Annotated in this window: 15 protein-coding genes and 2 pseudogenes; 7 read left to right on the top strand and 10 right to left on the bottom strand. The window is 62.8% G+C overall.

Annotation, left to right across the window (positions count from 1 at the left end; all coding sequences use genetic code 11):
• Positions 1-2: 2 nt before the first annotated feature.
• The 3 genes from AADJ02_RS14610 (at position 3) to AADJ02_RS14600 (ending at position 3,482) form a co-directional block, all read left to right on the top strand.
• Positions 3-401, top strand: coding sequence for a biopolymer transporter ExbD (locus AADJ02_RS14610; RefSeq protein ID WP_341213742.1), 399 nt, complete (start codon positions 3-5; stop codon positions 399-401).
• Positions 398-1,297: a TonB family protein gene (locus tag AADJ02_RS14605; protein WP_341213741.1), complete on the top strand. Its 900-nt coding sequence runs from the start codon at positions 398-400 to the stop codon at positions 1,295-1,297. The genes AADJ02_RS14610 and AADJ02_RS14605 overlap by 4 nt, the downstream gene beginning before the upstream one ends.
• A 139-nt stretch (positions 1,298-1,436) precedes the next feature.
• The gene (locus AADJ02_RS14600) at positions 1,437-3,482 is read left to right on the top strand and encodes a TonB-dependent siderophore receptor (RefSeq protein ID WP_341213740.1); all 2,046 of its coding nucleotides are present in this window, start codon (positions 1,437-1,439) and stop codon (positions 3,480-3,482) included.
• 324 nt (positions 3,483-3,806) lie between these two features.
• Here the strand turns inward: AADJ02_RS14600 and AADJ02_RS14595 are convergent, their stop codons facing one another.
• Together AADJ02_RS14595 and AADJ02_RS14590 are read right to left on the bottom strand one after the other, a co-directional pair.
• Entirely contained in the window at positions 3,807-4,397 is a 591-nt protein-coding gene (locus tag AADJ02_RS14595; protein WP_341213739.1) for an NAD(P)H-dependent oxidoreductase, read from the bottom strand.
• A 347-nt stretch (positions 4,398-4,744) separates the two neighbouring features.
• Entirely contained in the window at positions 4,745-6,493 is a 1,749-nt protein-coding gene (locus AADJ02_RS14590) for an HWE histidine kinase domain-containing protein (RefSeq protein WP_341213738.1), read from the bottom strand.
• A gap of 425 nt (positions 6,494-6,918) precedes the next feature.
• On the opposite strand from AADJ02_RS14590, the gene AADJ02_RS14585 reads away from it, so the two are divergent.
• A complete protein-coding gene (locus AADJ02_RS14585; RefSeq protein ID WP_341213737.1) occupies positions 6,919-7,380 on the top strand; it encodes an EF-hand domain-containing protein in 462 nt (153 codons plus the stop codon).
• A 177-nt stretch (positions 7,381-7,557) separates the two neighbouring features.
• On the opposite strand, the gene AADJ02_RS14580 is transcribed toward AADJ02_RS14585, so the two are convergent.
• From AADJ02_RS14580 to AADJ02_RS14560, 5 genes are all read right to left on the bottom strand, one after another.
• Positions 7,558-8,340 carry a hypothetical protein gene (locus AADJ02_RS14580; protein ID WP_341213736.1) on the bottom strand — a complete coding sequence of 261 codons (783 nt, stop codon included), beginning with the start codon at positions 8,338-8,340 and terminating at the stop codon, positions 7,558-7,560.
• Positions 8,341-8,413: 73 nt separating this feature from the next.
• Positions 8,414-9,586, bottom strand: a complete 1,173-nt coding sequence (locus AADJ02_RS14575) for a hypothetical protein (RefSeq protein WP_341213735.1) — start codon at positions 9,584-9,586, stop codon at positions 8,414-8,416.
• A 555-nt stretch (positions 9,587-10,141) separates the two neighbouring features.
• A complete protein-coding gene (locus AADJ02_RS14570) occupies positions 10,142-10,366 on the bottom strand; it encodes a hypothetical protein (protein ID WP_341213734.1) in 225 nt (74 codons plus the stop codon).
• A 309-nt stretch (positions 10,367-10,675) separates the two neighbouring features.
• Positions 10,676-11,026: a type II toxin-antitoxin system RelE/ParE family toxin gene (locus tag AADJ02_RS14565; protein WP_341213733.1), complete on the bottom strand. Its 351-nt coding sequence runs from the start codon at positions 11,024-11,026 to the stop codon at positions 10,676-10,678.
• Positions 11,016-11,273 (bottom strand): type II toxin-antitoxin system ParD family antitoxin, encoded by a 258-nt coding sequence (locus AADJ02_RS14560; protein WP_341213732.1) that lies wholly within the window; start codon positions 11,271-11,273, stop codon positions 11,016-11,018. Before AADJ02_RS14560 ends, AADJ02_RS14565 begins: the two co-directional genes overlap by 11 nt.
• 243 nt (positions 11,274-11,516) lie before the next feature.
• Between AADJ02_RS14560 and AADJ02_RS14555 the strand changes: the two are divergent.
• Positions 11,517-12,593 (top strand): annotated as a pseudogene (locus AADJ02_RS14555) (IS30 family transposase).
• Positions 12,594-12,696: 103 nt separating this feature from the next.
• Here the strand turns inward: AADJ02_RS14555 and AADJ02_RS14550 are convergent.
• Positions 12,697-12,854, bottom strand: a pseudogene (locus AADJ02_RS14550) (IS3 family transposase); the annotation flags it as partial.
• Between the two features lie 341 nt (positions 12,855-13,195).
• Between AADJ02_RS14550 and AADJ02_RS14545 the strand changes: the two are divergent.
• Positions 13,196-14,503 (top strand): flagellar hook-basal body complex protein, encoded by a 1,308-nt coding sequence (locus AADJ02_RS14545; protein ID WP_341213731.1) that lies wholly within the window; start codon positions 13,196-13,198, stop codon positions 14,501-14,503.
• A 224-nt stretch (positions 14,504-14,727) separates the two neighbouring features.
• Positions 14,728-15,072, top strand: coding sequence for a cupin domain-containing protein (locus AADJ02_RS14540; RefSeq protein ID WP_341213730.1), 345 nt, complete (start codon positions 14,728-14,730; stop codon positions 15,070-15,072).
• A gap of 60 nt (positions 15,073-15,132) precedes the next feature.
• Here AADJ02_RS14540 and AADJ02_RS14535 read toward each other — a convergent pair whose 3' ends face one another.
• A complete protein-coding gene (locus AADJ02_RS14535) occupies positions 15,133-15,483 on the bottom strand; it encodes a helix-turn-helix transcriptional regulator (protein WP_341213729.1) in 351 nt (116 codons plus the stop codon).
• A gap of 122 nt (positions 15,484-15,605) precedes the next feature.
• Positions 15,606-16,037, bottom strand: a complete 432-nt coding sequence (locus AADJ02_RS14530) for a hypothetical protein (protein WP_341213728.1) — start codon at positions 16,035-16,037, stop codon at positions 15,606-15,608.
• Positions 16,038-16,066: the final 29 nt, after the last annotated feature.

The raw sequence follows: 16,066 nt of genomic DNA, 5'->3' as shown, positions 1-16,066 counted from the left end.
GCATGACCTTCGACGAGCCGCCCCGGAGGCCGCAGGCCGAGAGCATCGTTCCGATGATCAACGTCGTGTTCCTGCTGCTGATCTTCTTTCTGATGACGGCGCAGATCGCGCCGCCCGAGCCCTTCGAGGTGACGCCGCCCGAGGCCGAAGCAGAGATGCAGGCCACCGCCGAGCTGGTGCTGCACCTCTCAAGCAAGGGCGAACTGGCCTTTCGCAACACTGTTGGCGAGGGCGCGGTCGCTGCGGCCTCGGCCGAAGCCGGGAACTGCGACGAATGCGACATGCCGCCCCTGACGCTGCGCGCCGATGCGGGCGTACCCGCGGTGCGGCTCGCGGCGCTGCTGCCCGAGCTGTCGGCTGCCGGCTTCTCGGCGATCGAGCTCATGACGGCCGCGCCATGAGAGGGTTGCTCGAAGGCGGAGGCTTCGTGGCGCTGGCGCTTGGCGCGCATCTGGCGCTCTTGGGACTGCGTCCTGAGCAGGGTGCGCCGGACGCCGCCGGCGCGGGCGGGGCCGAAACGGTGACGCTGGCGGCCGCCGACGCCCGGGTCGTGGCGCTGGTCAAGGATTGGGAGCGACCGCCTGAAAAGATGGAGACGGTGGAGATCGCGCAACCGCGGCCCATCGAGGCGCCCGAAAGGCCGCGCATGCCTGCGATGCAGCCAGCTGTCGCATCGAGCGCGCCAAGCGCACCGGTGCCGCCAGCCGGGCCGGGCCTCGCCGTACCGCAGGCCCCCGAGGCCCCCCGGATCGACACCGCCACGGCCGAGCCGCAGCCGCCCGAGCCGCGGCAGCCCATGGCCGAGCCTCCGGAAGAGCGGCCGCAGCCACGCCCCGACCGCCCGCCTGAGCCGAAGCCAGAACCAGAACCCAAGCCAGCTCCGCAGCGCCAGGCCGACCCGCAGCGCCAGCCCTCGCCGCCGCAACAGGCGCAGCGCGCGGCGGGCACGGGCGGCGGGGCTCAAGCGGGCGCGGCGCAGCGTCAGGCTGCGCCCAGCCTCTCGCCGGGGCAGATGCAATCGCTCGTCGCGCAATGGGGCGCGCAGTTGCGCGCGCAGATCGAGCGGCGCAAGCGTTATCCGAACGCCGCGCGCGGCGCGTCCGGCACGGCCACGGTGCGCATCACCCTTGATCGCGCCGGCCGGTTGACCGGTCTCGCTCTCGTGGGCTCGTCGGGCAATCCTGCGCTCGATCAGGCGGCGCTGGCTGCGGTGCAGGCCGCGCGTCTGCCCGCGTCACCACGCGGCCTGAACGATCCGAGCTACAGCTTCACCTTGCCGATGATGTTCAACGGGTGAAGCAGCAAAATTCTTGACTGTTTAGGTAGGCTAATATAGCCGATGCGCAACCCAGCCGCCAAGGCAAGGCAATTCCAGAAAAATTCATTGGAGACGGGACATGCTGCTTCGGCGCACTGCTATATCCGTCTGCGCCCTCATGGCGGCTCTTCCGTCCGTGGCGCAGGACATTCAACTCGACGCGATCACCATCGAGGGCGATTTCGAGGACACCTTCTTCGGCGATGCCGTGGCCATCGACAGCAACGTGACCAAGACCGGCGCCTCGATCGCCCGGACGCCGCGCGCGATTTCGGTCGTGACCGAGGCCGAGATCGCCGAACGCGGCGCCCAGGATGTCGAGCAGGCGCTGCAATACAGTGCCGGGGTTTTTGCCGGCGAGTATGGCCTCGACAACCGTTCGGACTGGTATCTCGTGCGCGGCTTCCGTCCCGCCACTTTCCATGACGGGCTGCCGGCGCGCTACGGCTTCTACAATGATACCAAGCCCGAGCCTTTCCTGCTCTCCGAGATCGGCGTGCTGCGCGGCCCGGCTTCAGGCCTCTACGGCAATGGCGAGGTCGGCGGCGTCGTGAACACCGGGTCCAAAACCTCCACCGAGGTCTCCGACAACGTCGCCCAGTTCCAGATCGGATCGCATGATCGCCGCCAGGTCAGCCTCGACATGTCGCACGACCTCAACGCCGACGGCAGCCTGCGCGGCCGCCTCGTGGCACTGGCCCGCGACAGCGAGACCCAAGTCGATTATAGCCGCGACGACGCCTTCGCGATCGCCCCCTCGATCACGTGGGAGCCGCAGCTGGGCACCAAGCTGACCCTTCTGGCCAATTACCAGGAGAACCAGGGCAGCCCGATGATCCAGTTCGCCTCTCACTATGGCACGCTGGAACCGGCGCCGAACGGTGAAATCCTCGACGACAGCCTGTTCGTCGGTGAGCCGGGTTTCGACCGCTTCGACAGCGAAAGCCGTGGCCTGACGCTTCTGGCCGAGCATCGCCTGTCGCCGGTTTGGTCGCTCGACGCCCGGATGCGCGCAAGCCGGGGCGAGGCCGACTACCGGCACGCATGGTGGGCCTTCGACGACTACCCAACGCGCTACAACGATGACGGCACGATCGACCGCACCTTCTATCGCGCCGAGAACGAGCTCGAGACCTTTGGCACCGATCTCACCGCCACTGCCGACTATTCGGTAGGCGAAGTCGAAATGCAGACCCTGCTCGGTCTGAGCTACAACCGCGGCGAATACGACAGCGACTTCGGCTATGGCGAGCAGATCGCCACGATCGATCCATTCGATCCCGACTATGCTGGCGCGCCGGACGTCACCGTGACCGACAATCCCGCCAGTACGGTAGAGGAACGGGGCGTCTACGTGCAGAACCGGGCGACCTTCGGCGGAAGCCTGCATCTCGACACCGGGCTGCGCTATGGAGAGATTGAAACCGGCGAGACCACGGGCGCCTTCAGCTCGGCGGCGGTCAACGCCGAAGACGACGCCGTGACCGGCAATGTCGCGCTCCTTTACGCCTTCGACAATGGCGTCTCGGCTTATGCGAGCTATGCCGAGAGCTTCCGGCAGGAGATCGTCGGCACCGATGCGCAGGGCGATCCATTCGAGCCGACGCGCGGCGATCAGTACGAGGTCGGGCTGAAATACCAGCCGCTGGGGTCCAACAGTCTGTTCACCGCGGCATTGTTTGACCTGACCAAGTCCAACCTCGCCATTGCCGATCCGGACAATCCCGGCTTCAGCATCCAGACCGGCGAGGTCGAGGTGCGGGGGCTTGAGCTCGAGGCCCAGACCCGTTGGGGCGATCTTCGCCTTGATGCGAATTGGACCCTGCTTAACACCGAGAACGCCGATGGCAATGCCATTGCCACCGTGGCCGAGAGCTTTGGCTCGATCTGGGCCACCTACGCCCCCGAGGCCGGTTTGGCACGAGGCTGGGAGGCCGGCACCGGCATCCGTTATTCGGGCGAGAAGCAGGACGGCAGCGGCAGCACCACCACGCCGGATTACACGCTCTATGACGCGCGGCTCGCCTATGGCACCGACGACTACGAAGTCGCGCTCAACATCCGCAATCTGGCGGATGAGGAGCATGTGACCTACTGCGCCAGCGCTGCGTGCTATTTTGGCGAGGGCCGCGACATTTCGCTGACCACCAGCGTCAAGTTCTGAATACAGGTGAAGGCGCCCCGGAGCGCCTTCGCCACTATGGGAACGCAACCACGACTGGATTTAATATCACGACTGGATTTAATATAGTGGGTACGGACAATCGGGTTGGAGAAGGTGCTTAGGCAGGCCGAATTGTCCTTATATTTTAGCGCACTAGTTAACCACCCCGACGGGGAGAACTTGAACTCCGCCTTGACCATGCGAGGCAGAACCCGTCCAGCATGGCCGTATAGCTAAAGTTAATCATCCTTTTGACAGCCTAAGGCGGTCCACACTGCTCGGAAAGCTGGCCAGTTTAACGCATACTATTTTCTCTAAATCGCTTCAGCCACTCAGCTTTTCGGCATACTCCACCAGCCGCCGGGCCTGAAATGCCACCGACTGCTTTCCGGTCTCGTCGAGGGGACCCGGCACGCATGAGTAACCATAGGGGTTACCGCCATCCTCGAACTTGATCGGGTCGGCATAGCCGGGGGCCACGATGATCGCGCCCCAATGCATAGCGGTCACGTAGATTGACTGGATCGTCGTCTCTTGGCCGCCATGCGGGTTTTGGGCAGAAGTGGTGGCGGTTACGACCTTGTTGGCCAAAGCACCTGACTGCCACAACGGACCCAGCGTATCGACGAAAGCGCGGAATTGGCTTGCAGGGACGCCGAAGCGTGTCGGTACAGAGATGAAATAGCCGTCAGCCCATTCCATGTCATCGAGCGTGGCTTCAGAGATGCCCTGCATCTTCTGCAGCTGATCTCGCCAAGCCTCTTGTCCTTCGACAACGTCGCGCGGCGCGGTCTCCCGGCATCGACGCAACCGCACCTCGGCCCCAGCAGCCTCGAGAGCTCTGGCGGCTTCAAGAGCAATGCCGTGATTGGTGCCGTACGTAGAATAGAAGAGGACGGTGATCTTCGCAGCCATAAACTTACCTCTATTCGTTGGGGTTTTGGTCAAACGGATAGCCCGCCAAATAGGTCCGTTTTAATCGGAGATGCTCTTCAGATCTTGATGAGCTTTGTAACTCGTGGACTCCCTCGTGCCTCAGCTTTTACTAGCGCTCGAAGTCGATAGGGGACAGCATTTTGCTTCACGCGCACCGACGCATGTCCTTCACCCCCGTGGCCGCCGCCTATTTGCCGGTTTTTGGCTCATCTCCAGTCTTCGGTGGTCACGATGAGCCAAAAACCTCCGCTACAAAAGCAGCTCAGATATCCCAAGGACGCAGACGGGGGGCAGCTCTGCTTTCGAGGCAAGCCGAGGCGGTTCAGTCAGATAGAAACTTCTCTTTCGATCCTGTCCCGCTGAGCCCCTTTTTTCACCGGCAACTGGATTTCACAGACGAGGCCAGATGGGTCGTACTCGATGTTCACCTTCCCTCCAGTCTCTGTCTCCAACATCTGCTTGATCATGACGGTGCCGAAGCCGACCCTCTCAGGCGAAACGACGGACGGGCCGTCATACTCGCTCCAGCGGAGATGAAGGCACTCGCTGCTCTTTGCGTCCTGAACAGCCCACTCAATGGACACCCGACCATCGGCGACACTGAGGGCGCCATATTTCATCGCATTTGTGAACAGTTCATGCAGCGCCATGGACAAAGCCAGGTTCGCCTCGGGACCGAGAGGAGTGTCCGGTCCAGAGGCGGTGATCTGTCCAGCGTCGAGCCCTGCAAAAGGCTCGTAGGCGGAACGGACTGCTTCCGCGATAGTCGCTCCAGACCTCTGCTTGGACGTGAGAACGGCTTGAGCCTTGGCCAGCACGTTCAGACGATCCTGAAAGGTGCGGCGCGCCTCGGGCAACTCGATGCCATCGGAGAAAGTACGGCGCGCGATGGCCTGAACGACCGAAAGCAGATTCTTGACCCGATGCTCGAGCTCCCGCGCGAGCACATCACGCTGCCCTTCCGCCTGTCGCTGAGCTTCCTCACGTTCCTGCAGTTCATCGAGCAGGTGATCCAAGGCCGCGCCGATCAAGCCCAGCTCGCTCGTGCGCTCCAGCGCACCCGTCCGTACGTTCTTGTTTCCGCTTTGCCACCGCTTGATCGTGCGCACGAGATTTTGCACCGGGCGACGCACGAAGACCCGCCCGAACATCCAGGCCATGAGAAACGCGATGGCGCCGCCGGCCAACGCCAAGGATGCCGAACGGCGGGTCGCAGCGTTCACCGGAGTCATCACTTGGTGCTTCGGCAGACCCACGGAGATAAAAAATGGCCGCCTCTCCACGGGTGGCTGGTAGCCGACGAAGAGTTCCCGGCCGTCGCTCCCCGGCAAGGACGCTGTTCCTCTTGTTCCAGACACCGCGAGCGCAGCCGCTCCTTCCGAGAGTTTCTCGCCCACGATATTCGATACGAAAGGGCGATGCGCCAAGATGGTCCCGTTCCGATCGGCGATCGTCATCTCGGTGCCGACTTCAAAGCCGCTGTCGTAAATCACCTCCTCGAGCGCCGTGAGGCTGATGCCGAGCAAGACGAACCGCTCCTCCCCGCCCTCGGTCCTGACCGCCATCCCGATAGGCAAACTCGGTCCAGCGGGCGTGTCTTGATAGGTTCCGATGGCAAAGCGCGAGCCAGAAAGTTCTGCCATCAGAGGATCTGCAACCGCGGGCAACGCACCCTTGGGCGTCGCGCCCATATGGCAGAAGATCGTGCCCTCTTCATCGGCGACGATGATATCATTGAGTTGTGGGAGCTGCCTGTTGACCTCCTGAACATAGGTCTCGCAGCCTTCGCTATCGCGCCGAGTGACCGGCGGAGCCGCCGCGACAGCGATCATGAGCGTCGCCGCCGATGTCAGCGCTCGTTCGATCTCGGATGCGGCGAGGTCACTCATCCTGGCGACATAGCCTTGAGCTTCAGCTTCGCGGATTCGTCTGGAGGAGACTTCGGTACTGGTGACAATCAGGATGGCTGGTAGAAGCGCCACCCCGGTCAGGAGAAAAAGACGGTGGCTCAGCGATAGTCCGGCGTTCAAGCGACTCGACCCTTCTCCACCAAAACGGCAGCGGCCCTGATCCATCGAGGGAGCATTAACACTGCGACAGTAGACGAACTAGCTACCGGCGCCCGGCCGGGCAAGCCGCCCCAGCCGGAATGCGCGGACTGGGCCAGAGAACGGGGCAGGCGTCCGCCTCGCTGAAAACACAACAACAATAGCGGTCCTAACTCCTAGAGCGCTCCTCTCGTGAGGCGAGATCAACCTGAACGCTCATCTCGCCAAGTGCAATCGGTATGTCACGGGCGCGCGAGTAATGCGTCGTGCGACTGGATATAGCGCCGGCGGCGATTTACTTCTCTGCGATGACCAGCTCATGTCGAAAGCTCTGGCTACCCAAATGGCCTTTCAAGGGAGGGGCCATTCTTGTGGCGCTTTGCGCAGCTGTCACACCGGCAACTGCCTCTGTCCCTGCACGCCCCACTCCTTCGATTGATGGCAGCGCTGGCGTGGTCTTCGCCTTTTTCAAATACGAAGACCTTTTCGGGGGCCCGGATGACGGCTCCAAAAGCTTCACGCAGATCGATCTCGATCGGAATGGAGTGCTCTCCGCCGAGGAACTCCGGCTGGCTTTTGGCAGCCGCTGGCAGGCCATGCTCAAGCGTCTCGACCGGGATGGCGATGGTCACCTCACCCCCGACGAGGTCCAACTCTCCCAGAGTTCCTCGAGTGCTCAGGGCAAGGCCTCCAAAGGAACTCCTCCCGGTCGTGCTGGCGAGGGCCAAGAGGCGCGTCGAGGGACAGCGCCCGGTGGGGGCAGCTCTGAAAAATCGCAGGCGGGTGGGCAGAATGCCCAGAAGCGTGGTGCCGGAAACAAATTGGGCTCTGATGCGCCGCGCAAGAACGGCGCAAATCCCGGGAAGGCGGGCGAACAGCGGCGGGAGGGTGCTGGAAGTCGCGATCGCGACTGAAGAAGATGCTCCTCGTTTCGAAGCACCGACGCATTGCTACGCCGACGGATCGGTCGGAGCCGCCAGCTCCTGAACGCTCAGAGTTTCATCGGGCCGACCTGCCGTTCCCCTGGAAGCGCAGGGCTAGCCAATCGTTGCTTGGCTAGCCCCTCAGGAACAGTTCAGAAGATACCGAGATTATTGGACGTTCACCTCGCCGTCGGCATCGGCATCGGCATCGGCATCAGCATCAGCATCAGCATCGATAGAGCCATCTTCCTGACCTTCAAGCTCTGGATCAGTATCCTGGGTCTCTTCGTCGCCAGCGCCTTCTTCGAGAACCTCGCCTTCCTCCTCGTTGCCTTCCCCTTCGGATTCCTCACCTTCCTCGATGAAGCCGTCGGTTTCCGTATCATTCGGATCGATTGCGGGGTCGTCCTCGTCGACAGAATCCCGCTCCTCGTCGTCCTCCGAGACCGAACGGGACTCGGGATCGGCCACATCGGGCGAGGGAATGGGTTCGATGACCATGACACCGTCAACCACGCCCTCGGGCACGGCGAACATCACCATTACCGGCGCCCCGTCGCGCATCACCGGGGCATCCACATCGGTCATCTCCGGCCCGAAATCGAAGGTGCCGTTGTCATTGCTCTCGACATGCAACATGGCCATCAACTGAGTTCCGACAGGCAGCGCCTCCGGAATGCTCACCGCCACATCGGCATTTTCTCCAGCCATCACCGAGGCATGCCCCAATGCCTCGCTCGTCGTGCCGTCGGCGGCAACGGAATGCACGACGATGTAGCCGTCCTGCAGCGCGGTGATGAGCGGGAAGGTCACGGTGGTCTGTCCGTCCACCATCGACATCTGCATCATCGCGTCTTCGGTGACCACGATCATCGTTTCGTCATCCTGCGCCAAGGCGCCCCCGGCCATCAGGGCGGAGAGGGCGGCGGCGCTTGCAAAGGCCTTGATCATTGGAAATCTCCATGAAGAGTGTGCACGCACAACTCGCCACCGTCAGCTTAGTTCATGACGGCGCTCGGCGTGGTCATCTCCAGCGCCGCGTGCTGATCAGCAGCGCATTCGCCTGGCCGAGCGCCGTCTCGAGATCGGTGAAAGCGCGCTCCATCGCCTGCATCGAAGCCCCCCTTTGATCCCGGCTGCGGCTGCGCGCCGTTTCATGCATCTCGGCCGGCGGCAAGACAGCGCGACACTGCAGCCGGGTCCGCCGGAACGGCCGCGCCGCGAGGCGCCCGCCCAAGCTTGGCACCGCCCAGATCCGCGCCGTCCGGCGGCCGGTGATCTCCTTCAGAAGCCCCAGATCCGTCATCTCGTCCAGAAGGGTCAGCGCGGTGCGGATCGACACGCCGATCGTCTCGGCGAGCAGCGCCGAAGACAGCACCGGCGCGGTGCCGAAGGCCTGGACCGCGTCGGCCATGCGCGAGCGTCCGCCCCTGCCCTTTGCTGCCTCCTGCCCGCCCCGCAGCCAGTCGCGCGAGAGCGCAAAATGTCCGACTTCTGCTTCGAAGACCCGCGCGAGACTGGTGCCGAGATCCATCAGCCCTGTTTCGCTGCCGGGCGACCATGGCAGGAAGCGGCGCTGGCTCAGCGCGAGCGCAGGCGGCGAGACCCAATGCGCATCAACCCGGCCCGACAGACCCCGCAGGACGTCCTCGGGGTGGGTCCCGCGCGCAGCCCGGCCCCGCAAGCTGCTGTCGACCGCCATGAAGATCAGCCGTTCGACGATGGGGTTGGCACGCTCGGAGAGAACCGCGTAACCGGCGGCGGCCCGCGCTGCGCTCAGGATCGGCATGTCGCCGGGGCTGAGCTCTGCGAAGAGGACCTCGATCTCGGCGTCATCGAGCCGATGCCCATGCGGCTCCTCGTTCGGGTCGACACCCGGCCCCATTCCGGTGCCTGCCGCTCTCTCGAAACGCCGCACGGTCTGGACAGGCCGCGCCAAAGAGTCGCCCGGCGCCTTCAGCACGCGGATTAGGCTCAGCGCCAGCTCCGCACTAGTCGGATCCGCGTCCTGACTTCCATTCAACGCGACGCGCGGCAGCAGGTCACCCTTGGAGATCCGGATGCCCTCGAAGCTCGCGCTTGCGACCGCTTCGGCCAGCGCGAGTTCCGAGCGCCAGAGGTTGCCGACCTCCGGCTCCGCGCAGGCCATGGCCTCCAGCCGCGCAGCCAACACTTCAGCCCGCAGGAATGTGGCCACAGCGCTTCGAGCAATTTCGGGATCGTTGAAGGCCATCGGACAAGAGCCCGCAGAAAAGTAATATTCCCTTCGCACTTGAGGATGGAGCCGCTCATTTTCAATTGTCTCGATGGATTGCAGATGTGTTTCTGCCGGCCCTCTAGGAGAGGGGTCTGGAAGGGTGATCCTGTCCAATCAAGTGACGCGTTGCAGTTAGAACAGAACCTTCAGCTTCGTTCCGCGCCCTTAGAGGCAAAGGGTCTGGAGGCTGTCGCCTCCCCTCCCCTGCCAGCCCAACCAAAGCTTCAGGTCTCTTGCCGACGTTTTCAAACGACCGTTTTCTCGGTGCCAATCAGTTTGTCGTGTCGCCTGACACTGGAAGATCAGTCCGGACCCCATCCGCCAGGACACGAGGTGCGCGAGGCAGCACCTTCTTTACCGCCGAGCACGGCTGAATTCTCACAGCCCCGAGCATCTTCGATGCTTGGGAAGCTTGGACCCGGAGCCCGCACCGCTTACGAGAATGCAGCGCCAAAGCGAAGGCCAAGACGCACAATCCATCCACGTGCTCGCGTTTCAGAAAAAGTAGGCGGTGCTCGATGGCGTGATCGTCGGCGTGTCTTTCCGGACCTGCACGTCGTAGACGATCCCGCCAACCTCCATCTCGACGGTGGTGAACAACTCGTATGAGTCGACGGACACCACGTCAGCATGGCGGGCGAAGCCGAGTTCGCCGATCGCGCCCGCGATCAGGATGGAAATGAGGGTGAAGCCGAGGTGCTTCTTGCTCGCGATGGACATTCTGTCTACCTCCGGTGCCGGTGTTTCTCAGGCCGAATGACTAATCCGGATGGCAAGAATGTGGCGGTGATGTTCGGACGCTACGTCTCGGCTTTTCAAAACGTTACGTTCTGTCAGTCATCGCCGGCCGCGTTACCGACCAATCCAATCCGCCGGCATGGCTACGGGCTCTCAGGGCAGCTGTGGACCAGATCGGTCATGCCAACCGATCCTCAGCGACACCCACAAAAGTGGTAAGGTCTCCCTGGCCACTATCACCTGAAGGCTTCTGAGTAAGACGCGGTCAGGAAAATTGCATCCGAGAGGGGCTCAACTTGTCGAAAGTAGCCTCAAAAGAATCCGCGTATCGTGATCCTGCCCGCCGAAGAACACGGCGAGGATGCGAAGGGTTTCGGCCTCGTTGTCGGTGTCGAAGTAGAGGATGGCGCGATCCTTGGTGACATGCCGAATGCCGAAGCCGAGATGCGGCGCCAGCGTCCCCTGATGCGGGGCACGCCCCAAGCCCTCCATCGCGGCCTCGATCGCTAGCACGCGGCGCATCGCCATGTCGAAAGCGGTCTCGGGGGGCTCACCCAACGTTTCGGCGCTGTTGGCGATGAAGTCGAAGATCAACTCGAGATCGAGATCGATCGCAGCGGCGCGCCGAACCTCATAGGCCACGTGCGCCCCGTTTGCGAGCTATCATCTCCTCGGTATGGCGGCGGCCCTCCGCAAGGCCGATCATCGGCCCGGACTGACGCTGGGCCAGCAAACTTTGCAGCGCGGCTTCGGTCTGCCCCTCCTTGCGCAGCATCTCAATCCCCTGCTGGATGACGGCACTGACACTGGGAAAGCGCCCCTCCTGCACCAACTGACGGGCATAGGCATCCTGTGCCTCGGTCAATGAAACTGACGCCTTCACGCTCATGACATCCTCCGTTGCTACTCAGTAGTATATCCTGCCCCCGGTTCTCATCAAGTATGATAGCCTCAAGCGGAGGTCGGTGCGGGGATGCACTCCACATCAGACCGAAAGGAGGCCCCAGCCGTCGAGAAACCGCCTTAGAGTACCACCCGCCCCTTTGCTGCGGCATTGTAAACCTGATCTGCACAGCGCCCGCGACACGAATGACAAGGCATATCACCAGCCCCAAGCGAAGGTGTTCGAGCCATGCCCCGCCGACCTGTTTCGATCTTTCAACCGGCCCCGTTGATCGTGGCGCTCGGCCTGGCATCAGCTCCGGACCCGGCGGTCTCGGACGTGCTGCATTGGCGCATGAACAGCCTGCTCTACCCGAAACTCTTCGGCGAGGCCGGGTCCTACTTCGCCGCCGAGGTCGAGCGCCTGACCGCGGGCCGCTTCGTCATCGAGGTGCAGGACCGGATAGTCCTCGACCAGGACAGCTTCGGCGCGCTCGATGCAGGGCTGATCGACGCGGTCTGGGGCTCGGCTGGTCACCATCACAGGGAGGATCCGGCACTCGCGATCTTCAGCGGATTTCCCTTCGGTCCGGACCCGGACGGCTTCACCGCCTGGATGCGCGAGGGCGGCGGGGCCGAGGCGCTCGACGCGATCTATGCGCGCCACGGGCTCAAGAGCCTCTATTGCGGCGTGCTGCCGGCCGAGGGCGGCGGCTGGTTCCGCGCGCCGGTCGAGACCGTCGCCGATCTCGACGGCTTAGCCATGCGCGCCTTCGGCTACGGCGCGCTGACGCTCAGGGCCCTCAGCGTCGTGCCCTACGAGCTGCCAGCCGCCGACATTCGCCCGGCGCTGGACACCGGGCTGATCGCGGCGGCCGAGTTCTCGCTGCCCTCGATCGACGTCGATCTCGGCCTGCACGAGGCGGCGGGGCATCTCTACCTGCCCGGCTGGCAGCAGCCGGTCACCTCGCTCGTGGAGTGCGTCAGCCGCTTCACCGTGCTACTGAAGAACGCCGACAAGCGGACCCGGCCTGTCATGGACAAAGTCATCGCGGCCATCCGCGCCCTGCCCCAGCCGGCGCGCCGATCGATCACCTTCGACCGCGGCACCGAGTTCGTCTCGTAGCAGCACCTGCAAGCCGAGATCGGCGCGAGAAGCTGGTTTTGCGCCCCCTCAGCGCCCTGGCAGATGGGCACGGTCGAGAACACCAACCGTTGCGCCCGCCGCTGGCTATCCAGAGACCGCGATATCGGCAAACTTTCGGACCATGACATTCGCGAGATCTGCGACCGGCTTAACGCCACGCCGCGCAAATGCCTCGGATAGCTGACACCCGCCAAGGTGTTCCGGGCCAAGACGCTGGAGAAGAGGCCGTGAGCGCCCTACCCTGAAGCTGCCGCGGAGTCGCGGTTCAAGTATCGCTCACATTTAAGCCGCCGAAGTGCTTGCGCCAACGGTAAGACGTCAACTGCGTCACGCCGATGGTGTGCACGGCTTCGGACACCGTCCGGCCTTGGAGTACACCAAGATCTCGACCTGCCGGAGCTTAGCGACGATCTCTTCCCGCTTATGCTTCTTCGCGCGCATTCCTGCATCCTCCGACTTGCTGGAAAGCTCACTTCAGGGAGGACCACGTTTCAGGGGGCAGGACCCGTCTCATGGCTGCAGGCCGCGATGTCCCATACCCTTAATGAGATCTGTTGTTCTATTGCAACTCAAGCAGTTATGCGGCGTTTGCGCGAAATCGGACAGTTCTCAGGGTGGATGGATTGTGATCGATGCGAACACATTTCAGCCACAATTCTCGTTCTTCTCGAAAGGAAAGGAAAACTATACCTCCGGGTAGCGGCCTGACCCACTCACCTCAGCATTTTAGAATGTTGAAGGCGTCAGGCCGCTACGCACCGGAAGGAGAAGGCAGAAGAATAATGAGCATTTCCTACGCCATGCAGACCGGCGTCAGCGGTCTGCGCGCCAACTCCACGGCCGTCGGCCGGATCTCGGAGAACATCGCCAACGCCAACACCGACGGCTACCGGCGCAGCTTCGTGCAGATGGTCACCACCAGCACGCTGAGTGACAGTGCAGGCATTTCACCCTCAGGCGTGAGGGCGGCGCAAGGCGCTGATGTAAAAACCGGGGGTGCAGTACGTGCGACGGGCAACTCTACCGATCTGGCGATCGGCGGTAGCGGCTTCTTCGTGGTTTCCAAGGAGCCCAACGAGACCGACGAGTCTGCCTTTATGCTGACCCGCGCGGGCTCGTTCCTGCCCGACGAGAACGGCGATCTGCGCAACGCCGCAGGCTACTACCTCACGGGCTTCCCCTATGATCAAACGCGATCCTTAGGGGTGATCGACCGCAACCAGTTCGGCGATCTGAAGACCGTCAATCTGGGCAGCCTGTCGCAGACCGGTTCGCCGACTGAGCAGATGACCGTCAGCGGCAACATCCCCGCCCAACAGACCGGGCTGGCCGAGGCGGGCGAGCCCTTCCTCAGTTCTGCGGAATACTACAGCCCGCTGGGCGAGGCCGAGCGGCTGCAGTTTTCTTGGCAGCCAACCACCACGCCGAGCCAGTGGACGCTCAGGATGTCTGGCTCCGATGGCGCGAGTTACGGCAACATCACGGTCGATTTCCACGACAGCGGCCCGCTCGCCGGCGCACCGCTGGCCTATTCGGCCGCCACCTCCACCGCCACGGCTCCGGCGGCCTTCGCCTTCGATCCCGCCACCGGCACCGCAACGCTGACGGTCGACAACGGCACCGAGCCGCAGGTGATCGAGGTGCAGCTCGGCGCGCCCGACGAGCACACCGGCATGACCCAGTTCGCTGGCGACTACTCGGCGCTCAAGATCGGTGCTGACGGGGCCGAGAGCGGCGTGCTGGTGCGCACCGAGATCGACGAGAAGGGCGATGTCTATGGCGTGTTCAACAACGGCAGCCGCAAGCCGCTTTACAACATTCCGCTGGCCGAGGTCGCCAATCCCGACGGGCTCTTGGCCGGCGACGGCAACGCCTATGCGCTGTCGCGCAGCTCGGGCAAATTCAGCCTCAACCAGGCCAGTGCGGGATCGGCTGGCTCGCTGACGGCCGGCGCGCTTGAGAGCTCGAACGTCGAGATCGCGCAGGAACTGACCGATCTGATCAGCACCCAGCGGGCCTATTCGTCCAACGCCAAGATCGTCACCACCGTCGACGAGATGCTCGACGAGACGATGCGTCTGAAGCGGTGATCTACTGGCTTTGAGCGAATATGGGCATCACTCACAGGCTATGTTCGCACCATGAGCTTGTAGGTGACCTGCCTCCTATTAACGGCTCTCGCATCGCCGAAGGCAAAACCTAGCAACCTCAAACGGCCCCCCATGTCGCGTTTTCGCTGCCATCCCCGTACAACCTTCGTCCTTGGCCTACGCACGGGTCTGCTCGCAGCTACCAAGGACCCGGCCTAGCGCAGATGTCAGGCTCGATCGAGCATGCCAGCCTTACGGTCGACCTGCTGGCCGAGCGGTCTCCCCAGACCATGGAGGCCACCATTGGCCTTGCGGGCTACAGCCTTCGGTTTCGCGTCGTAGAGATCGGCGCCGGCAGTCAGATTACCAAGCACGATTACGTCGACCGTCTGGGTATCGTCACCGTCATCGACGGCAGCCGGGTTGGGGATCAGCCTTCGGGTGAACGCGGCCTCGATGCCGCCTCGCTCGACCCTCTCCCCGAAACAAAAGATACGGTGCGCGGGGTCTACAATCGCACTGCCGCCCCGGCCACCGCGCTGGTCTGCGACATTGCCAAGGTTGAGTAGGACACAGCCGCTAAGAACTCGTTCTGCATACCTGGGGAAGTGGCCATGAGATATCTAAGGCTATCCATCGATATCGGTCATGCTTTTCGCGAGGCTTAGCAGCGCCTGCTTTTGCCTATCCGACAAGGACATCCAAATTCGAAGCAATTCGGCCGCGCCGCGATCCGGGAACGCTGATAACATCGACCCCGGCTGTTCCGTACCTTCGAAGAAAAAGGTGATGGGCACACCGAGCGCCTTGGCGATGTCCCACAGCCGGGAGGCTGAAACCCGGTTCGCGCCCGTTTCATACTTCTGGATTTGCTGGAACTTGCATCCGACTGCATCCCCCAAATCGTGCTGCGTCGTTCCTCTCATCCAGCGGCCGTAGCGGATGCGACTGCCGACGTGCTTGTCGATGGGGTGGGTCATATCGTCCGCTTCAGTATGTTTATGAGCACGAGGGCGCTGCGTTGCTGTCTGATCCAAAAATCGTGCCGCCACCCATCTCAACGTAAGGTAGTATCAAAGGTGATCGAACGGAACCTGCTGGGTTAGCGCAATGATCCGACGTTCTCTCCTTCGCGTCGAGGGATTGTCACGTCCTGCGCTACCGTGACGACATCACCCTGTACGTCGCCGCAGCTTTCTATATCCGTGTTGGGAGAGGTCAGTGCGCGGCTGACCAGGATTAACAGGTCGCAGCACTTGGGCGACAGGATGATCTCATGATCGAACACTCGACGGCCATGCAGATCCAGCAGATCCGACATCATGGCGATCGCTCGCTCCTCTTGGGCCATGATGCTTCGATACGAGGCCCGTGGGGATGCGATGCCTTCCAGTCGAATCCACCGCAAGCGCGGAAGCCCTGCCAGCCGCGTCAGCGCCTTCGGGCCGAACAGGCCGTATCGGACTTCCCGCCCTTCGGTGTAGGCGACGGCGCTCCTGCTGATCCATCGCTCGAATGAACTGACGCTTCCCATGTCCTCCAGTTTGGCAGCAAACTGTTACC

The organism is uncultured Limimaricola sp., assembly GCF_964022235.1.
Classification (GTDB): Bacteria; Pseudomonadota; Alphaproteobacteria; order Rhodobacterales; family Rhodobacteraceae; genus Limimaricola.
This window is presented reverse-complemented; position numbering and strand designations above follow the sequence as displayed.

Bases quoted from the DNA above. Each gene is read 5' to 3' on its own strand.
- AADJ02_RS14610 (WP_341213742.1), top strand. From the start codon at position 3: ATGACCTTCGACGAGCCGCCCCGGAGGCCGCAGGCCGAGAGCATCGTT.
- AADJ02_RS14605 (WP_341213741.1), top strand. From the start codon at position 398: ATGAGAGGGTTGCTCGAAGGCGGAGGCTTCGTGGCGCTGGCGCTTGGC.
- AADJ02_RS14600 (WP_341213740.1), top strand. From the start codon at position 1,437: ATGGCGGCTCTTCCGTCCGTGGCGCAGGACATTCAACTCGACGCGATC.
- AADJ02_RS14595 (WP_341213739.1), bottom strand. From the start codon at position 4,397: ATGGCTGCGAAGATCACCGTCCTCTTCTATTCTACGTACGGCACCAAT.
- AADJ02_RS14590 (WP_341213738.1), bottom strand. From the start codon at position 6,493: ATGGATCAGGGCCGCTGCCGTTTTGGTGGAGAAGGGTCGAGTCGCTTG.
- AADJ02_RS14580 (WP_341213736.1), bottom strand. From the start codon at position 8,340: ATGATCAAGGCCTTTGCAAGCGCCGCCGCCCTCTCCGCCCTGATGGCC.
- AADJ02_RS14570 (WP_341213734.1), bottom strand. From the start codon at position 10,366: ATGTCCATCGCGAGCAAGAAGCACCTCGGCTTCACCCTCATTTCCATC.
- AADJ02_RS14560 (WP_341213732.1), bottom strand. From the start codon at position 11,273: ATGAGCGTGAAGGCGTCAGTTTCATTGACCGAGGCACAGGATGCCTAT.
- AADJ02_RS14545 (WP_341213731.1), top strand. From the start codon at position 13,196: ATGAGCATTTCCTACGCCATGCAGACCGGCGTCAGCGGTCTGCGCGCC.
- AADJ02_RS14540 (WP_341213730.1), top strand. From the start codon at position 14,728: ATGTCAGGCTCGATCGAGCATGCCAGCCTTACGGTCGACCTGCTGGCC.
- AADJ02_RS14535 (WP_341213729.1), bottom strand. From the start codon at position 15,483: ATGACCCACCCCATCGACAAGCACGTCGGCAGTCGCATCCGCTACGGC.
- AADJ02_RS14530 (WP_341213728.1), bottom strand. From the start codon at position 16,037: ATGGGAAGCGTCAGTTCATTCGAGCGATGGATCAGCAGGAGCGCCGTC.